This window comes from Photorhabdus hainanensis, assembly GCF_018448965.1.
GTDB classification, from domain to species: Bacteria; Pseudomonadota; Gammaproteobacteria; order Enterobacterales; family Enterobacteriaceae; genus Photorhabdus; species Photorhabdus akhurstii.
Map to the genome: position 1 here is coordinate 121,356 of NZ_RCWD01000011.1, position 6,648 is coordinate 128,003.

The following is a 6,648-nucleotide window of genomic DNA, read 5'->3' on the forward strand; positions in this document are numbered from 1 at the left end:
TGTTGAAATTACAATATTATAACTATGAATGTGAATTTGTAATCTTATAACTCTGAATGTGATGTTCTTTCTTCTCAAATTCCAAGGCTTCCTTGGTTATATCCAACAGATATTCATTGTTTTTATTATCTCTTAAAACGCCCCCTCTCTTTAAGGAATATATGAATTCAATACCAGATTTAACAATCCTTATCTCTTTCAATTCAAAATTAAATTTATTTTCAATAAATTCAATTAAATATATGCGGATTATTTTATGGACTTAATTTTCACTAGATATAAACTCTATATTAGCGCTTTGGAAGATTCCGTCATTCACTCCCCTATCCTTTTGACGGCATCAGTGACCTTGACAATGAGTGAGGGAGAAATGTCGCCATCGTACATTTCTCCCTGAACGCTGCTGCAAGTTACTTTAGTATTCTTTTAGGCATCAATGGAAATATCAGTGATAGGTATACATTGACAAGTAAGGCACATCCCTTGCTCTGAAGGTTCTAAGTCATTCAAGTGTTGCACTTCTCCGCTTTTTAATTTCACAGCACAACTTTCACACTGTCCAACCCGGCATCCACTTGCCATCTTTATACCCATTTTTTCGCTAAAATTAAGGAGTGTCCCTTTGTCAGGAGACCATTCAAGAAGTACGCCAGATTTTTCGAATTTAACTGCAAAACTCTTCCCATCTTTAATTTTTACCGGAGTTAGCGATCGGAATATTTCTTTATAGATATCAAAAGGCGGAACGCCTCGAGTGAGTAAACCTTCTTCGAAAGTTTTCATCATAGGAGCCGGACCACACATATAAAAACGAGCTTGCTGTTTAATCAGTGTTGCAGGAACGGCATCCGCAGTAATATATCCATGATGTTGGTAATTAATACCCTCAACATCCACTGGCAGCGGATTACTGTAATAGTTGATTACCTTCAACTGTTTAATTTTTGACTCAAGCTCTTTTAGCCTTTTAGAAAAGGCATGTGTATTGCTGTTTTGATTAGCATACAGCAATAAGAATTCAGGTTTTTCACCGTTAGCTGGAAGAGATTCAAGATAACTTATAAATGGCGTAATACCAATTCCTCCTGCCAACATAACAACAGGTTGCTTAGCATTAAGCGGAATAATAAAGTTTCCTCCCGGAGGCGTTAGATTCACCTCGGCTCCTGCGACCAACGCCCTATTAATGTATGAAGACATGACTCCTTCAAAAGTTTCCCCGTCAGAAGTTATGCCTTTCTGATGCCGTACGGAGATACTGTAAGTTTTTCTACCCTCCAGTGTTGCCGTTCCTGTCAAGGAATAGGCCCTGATAACAGGGTCATTCTGACCAGGTATAGCAGCTTGTACGGTGATGTGCTGACCGGGTTCATAATCAGGCAACATGCTTCCATCTTTTGACTCAAGAATAACCGTTTTAACACCTTTAACTTCGGGTTTTGTTTCTACAACACGAAACGTTTTACGATCCTGCCACGCTCTTCTCTCCGGGTTGAAATCTTCTGCGAGTTTAATATCACAGCGGAATGAACGGAGCGGAGAAGCGCCGCTGACAGGATCGCAAGAGTCGTCAGAAATGAGCGCATTATAGTTACTGCTGTTTTTTCCTATGACGGGAAAACCCTCTTTCCCATAATCGGGACACGCTTGCCACCAACCAAACTCGGCAATTATCGTATCGTAAGAAATATGATCATCTAACGATGCTTTAAAACGCGCCTTGCCGTTGCGGGTGATGACCTCTACCCAATCTTCATTTTTAATACCTTTCTCTTCGGCTAATCGACTGTTTATCTCAAGTTTCGGGTAAGGTGATTTTTTACGTAGACTGGCTAAACTTCTCTGTTGGCTATGACAATAGAAGCCATTTTTTACCGAGGTCAGTCGATAAGGGAAATGTGACTCAGCGTTTAAATTCTCTTTGGGTTCAGTGTATATCGGTAGTGGTGGATAACCATGTCGCAACAATTTCTCAGAATAGATTTCAACCATTCCTGTTTCGGTATCAAAACCTTTAACTGTGTTCTTTACAGGATCGATGCTTGCGTATTTTCGATCATGCTGAATTAATGGAATTGAAATTCCTGCCGGCTTTTTTCTTAACGCCTCTACGGTCAAGCCAATAGGCTCAAGAATATAATTCCATCCCGCTTCAACGCTGCCATTAAAAAATATCTCATTCATGCCTAAGCGACAGGCCAAATCGAAGACAATTTCATTATCTGACCGGCTTTCTCCCCGAGGTGAAATCATTCTTTGTCTTAACTGAACTAGCTCCTCTGCCTCGGCTGAAATCTCAAATCCTACACGTAGCCCTTCTCTTTCCCAAGGCGTATTCACGGGGAGTACGATGTCAGCATAATGTGCGGTGGGCGTTTCAAAGAGATCACAATGAACATGAAACTCAAGCTGTTTTAGCGCCTCGATCCCAATCTTGGTGTCAGCATGAGATGACAACATATTGGTACCAAATGCCATCATAGCTCTAATCGGGTAAGGCCGCTTGTGCAAGATTGCTTGATACAGATCTTGTGATGTTACCCAACCATCTAGTGGCGGCCCCAACGGTTTTTCCTTAAAGCCAAGGGCTTTTTCTTGCTGTTCCTTCGGCATAAGCCCGCGGGCATTCACAGGATTAACCGGGTGTTTATTGTACACTCTGTTGCTTCCCTGCGTGTCAAAACACCCCATTAATGCGTACAGTACGGCAATTGCTCGTTCAGTCTGGGTTGCATTGGTATGTTGAGCCACACCAGTCCAGGAGTGATAAGCAATTCGTTTGGAAGACATGATTAAATCTGCGGCATATAGGAGTTTTTCTTTGGTTATACCTGTGATTCTTTCTACATATTTAGGTGTATATTGTTGACACTCATCTATAAGTAGTTGGAATGCAGATTTACATTGTATTTTTTTATTTACATCTTCCGCTGAATTAATTGAAAATTCGCCGAATAAAGCATAATTATCATTTTCATCACATGGCACATTTTCGTGAATATCATACATTAGCGGAGACTGAGTTATGTTATTCCAGACAACATATCTGTTTTTCCTGGCTGAAATGTTTATATCTTTTTCTCTTAAGAAAAGACCATTATCATTTCGTACTAACAATGAGGCGTTCGTCCACCATGCGACAAACGCCTGATCATATCCTCTTCGGTTTATGATGATATTTATTAGCCCGAGGGCTAATGCGGCATCCGTCCCAGGATTGATGTTGAGCCAGTTATCAGATTCTTTAGCAAGAGCCGTATATCTGGGGTCCACAACGATAAGTTTGGCGCCTGCATTTCTTCCCGCCCCAATAGCTTCCGCTTGCGCAAGCCATGTATTTGTTGGATTATGCCCCCATAAAATAATCAACTCGGCATTTCTGTAATCAGCCACAGGAATATTGCACCCAAAGGTAAACTTATGTGCCTCGTCTTTATGCCAGTTACACACCTCTGTACCATTGCAGACGTTAGGGCTGCCGAAATTTCGAACGAAGCGATCTATCCATTCAAGGCTGTCACTAAGAGGTGTTCCACTTGGTGAAGTGATTGAGAAAGCAACCGATTCCGCACCAGATTCTGCCTTATAGAAAGCCAGTTTCTCAGCAACATACTTCAAAGCTTCATCCCAGGTGATTTTTTCCCAGCCTGGATCTGCGTCCCCTTTGGGATTTGTCCTACGAAGAGGATAAAGAATCCGGTTAGGGCTGTGAGCCAGTTCTGGGGCCGCTTTACCCTTCATGCACATGGCGTTGCCGGTCGGGTGTTTTGGGTTCTGCTGAATTTTTATCAGTGTATCGTTACGAACTTCGTTGATAGTGCCACATCTTGATCTACAGAGAGTACAAAATCCTTCTTTAAACTCACTTTTCATAAGATAACCTCATATAGCTTCACACAATGTTTACTTTGTGGTTTTTTCGGATGATTGATACCAGTACGTATTACTGGTTCCCTCTTAATTAATCGAAGGATTAACAACGTAATGACTCATTATTTCTATATTTTTCTCGTAAATTTCATTGTAATAGCAAATTAAATGAACAATTTCACGTATAGAAAGTTTTTGAATTTTCTATACGTGGCTTCACATATTGAACTAATGCATATTAATGTTGCTTACTTGCATTGTCTTTGCTGTATCCGGGACATAAACAACTTCTTCATTTATCCCCTCTTCTGCCTTGATGATTTGGGTGTAATATTGAGATGCTTGGTCAATTGTAAATATTGTATTAGGTGACCAAACCATCATCCCACTATACCCATTATTGATGACCGAGCGGGTAATATTCTGCACTGTGGATACCGAATTTTTTTCGGGGGAGACACCCAATAACAAATTTTCCTTTTTCATCCCGAAGTTAACGTACGGAGCCAGCTTATTGACACTGGCGTTGGTGTAAGTCATCTCGTAACCTGCATCCAGTAAGTTTGCTATGTTGGTCGGTCCCTTGAAATAGATATAATCTGACCACAGGGCCTTGGTCAGTACCTTGTTGGCAAATTTTGGATGGCTTTTGATCGCATCCGCTACCCAATAGAAGGATTGACGATTACCGGAGCATGTTGAATATTCATCATCGATGTTGATTCCATCCAGCCCGTATTTAACGACATCATTTACCATTTCATCGGCAAGTTTCGTTGCCGTTGCTTTACTCATATTACATGACCAACCTGCATTTTGATGATTGCCCAGATAGGATAATTGAACTCTAATGCCCTTTTTTTGCAAATTCCGCACCAGGGAAATATTTTCCTTGAGTATCGAACTTATTTCATCGTTGTAAAACAATACAGGGATATTAGAGATGCTGCTATTAATGTTGGCTGCGAATAATATAACATCGGAAAAAAATGGTTTTTCAGTTCGTTTCACAACAAAATTACCGATATCCTTGACATGTTGCGGTGAAGGATTGCTCAGAAATGTAATATTATTTGCTGCAAGAGATTGATTTGTTGCAAAGGCAACGATAAGTGCAACCTTCAACAGATTGATATTTTTTAACATCATGAATAAACCTCTTATCTTAGAATGAGTACACCATAAAATTCGCAGGCATCTTTGGAGCATTTCGAAATCTCCTTTCTCATCATGATTTCGTCAGTCTGCCAATTGCCTGCGAAACGGGCATATTATCTTTCTTTAGTTAAGGTTTATCTGTTGTTATCAAACCAGTAACGGGGAGACGATGCTCCCTAGATTGAGGTAGTTCAGGTGTCATAGGACATTTAAAATAGGTTAATTATCTAGATCTACATCAACTAATGCCTGTTCTCTACGCTCATTTACCAGTCGAATAAGCTCTTGATCGTCCAAAGCATCAAGTATCTGTTCGTAGAGTTCCGCAGGAATACAATAAAACACGGGTTGGTTACGATTCAGGATTGCTACAGGGTATCCAGCCCCGGCGTTAACGGTCGCCATAGGGTTTTTTTTAAGTTCACTAACGCTTGCGCTAATATCCGACAGAATTATGTTAGTCACAGAAACACTCCAAAAGAGTTGCTATTTTGTTACTGAATAATGCCCCGAATAATTTTGCCACTGGCAATCACCTTTTTACAGAGGAATCATTATTATGCCGCTTGATAAAAATGTTGAAAAATGGCTTGCTTCTACACCTGAGATTGCAATAGGAGAAAATTCCTCCTTGGAACAACTTCGAATCGTTCTCGAACATGCTCTTATCCAACAGCAGGGTGAATGGAACGATGCGACATATAATAGTAGCTTTACTGTCCCCGCAGAGGATGGTTTCCCCATTCCTGTTCGCATGTATGTACCCAGTGGAAAAGAAAAGATGAGTGATAAATCCGCGCTGGTTTATGCTCATGGCGGTGGGTGGTGCGTAGGAAGTCTTGATGCTTGGGATCGCCCTTGCCGTAAGCTGGCTGAATCAACAGGTTGTGTTATCTTCTCGGTAGACTATCGGCTTGCCCCCGAAAATCCTTTTCCGGTACCACTAACGGATTTCTATACAACTCTATGCTATATCACTGATCATGCAGAAGAATTTGGCATCAATACACAACAAATTGCGGTCGGTGGTGATAGCGCAGGTGGTAATCTCGCCGTTGCAGCTTGTTTGATGTCGCGAAACCAAAAAGGGCCTGCTATTTGTCATCAACTACTATTTTATCCAGCATTAGATGCATCAATGGAAACGGATTCATACGATAAATATGGTGAAGGTTATGTATTGACAAAACAGAAGATGACATTCTTTTGGCAGTCATACATCAATGAGTACAACAACAGAACAAATCCACTTATCTCGCCCTCTAATTTAACGCATTTTGAAGGGCTGCCAGATGCAACTATTTTGCTTTGCGAATACGATCCGTTAAGAAGTGAAGGAGAATCTTATGCACAGCAGTTAAGAGATGCAGGTGTGTCTGTGCAGCTTGAAACTATTGAGGGAATGGTACATGGTGCAATACATATGACTGCGGTGACGCCATCTGTTGAAATATTGAGGGCGTTCAGAATTCTGTGTCACGCTAATTGAGCGATTACAACGTTATCACATTATCCAAACGTCCTTCAAAGTAAATATAGAGTTGCGACAGCGTTAGATTCCAGCTCTGTATTGGCATTGTCCATTTTTCCTGTGCATTGAGAAGCCCCAGATAAAGCAGT

General features: G+C 40.9%; 4 protein-coding genes and 1 pseudogene. 1 reads left to right on the forward strand and 4 read right to left on the reverse strand.

Annotated elements, in window-relative coordinates:
* Positions 1-426 precede the first annotated feature (426 nt).
* The 3 genes from EAE92_RS09275 to EAE92_RS09285 all read right to left on the reverse strand — a co-directional run bounded on the left by EAE92_RS09275 (position 427) and on the right by EAE92_RS09285 (position 5,493).
* On the reverse strand, positions 427-3,873 hold the full coding sequence (locus EAE92_RS09275; protein WP_214067875.1) for a molybdopterin-dependent oxidoreductase: 3,447 nt from the start codon (positions 3,871-3,873) through the stop codon (positions 427-429).
* A gap of 225 nt (positions 3,874-4,098) precedes the next feature.
* Positions 4,099-5,019, reverse strand: a complete 921-nt coding sequence (locus EAE92_RS09280; RefSeq protein WP_214067876.1) for a glycoside hydrolase family 18 protein — start codon at positions 5,017-5,019, stop codon at positions 4,099-4,101.
* 228 nt (positions 5,020-5,247) lie between these two features.
* Positions 5,248-5,493, reverse strand: coding sequence for a type II toxin-antitoxin system Phd/YefM family antitoxin (locus tag EAE92_RS09285; protein WP_036806127.1), 246 nt, complete (start codon positions 5,491-5,493; stop codon positions 5,248-5,250).
* Positions 5,494-5,659: 166 nt separating this feature from the next.
* Here EAE92_RS09285 and EAE92_RS09290 point away from each other — a divergent pair, with 166 nt between their 5' ends.
* A complete protein-coding gene (locus EAE92_RS09290; protein WP_246545105.1) occupies positions 5,660-6,517 on the forward strand; it encodes an alpha/beta hydrolase in 858 nt (285 codons plus the stop codon).
* Between the two features lie 4 nt (positions 6,518-6,521).
* Here EAE92_RS09290 and EAE92_RS09295 read toward each other — a convergent pair.
* Positions 6,522-6,648: pseudogene (locus tag EAE92_RS09295) on the reverse strand (IS256 family transposase); the annotation flags it as partial.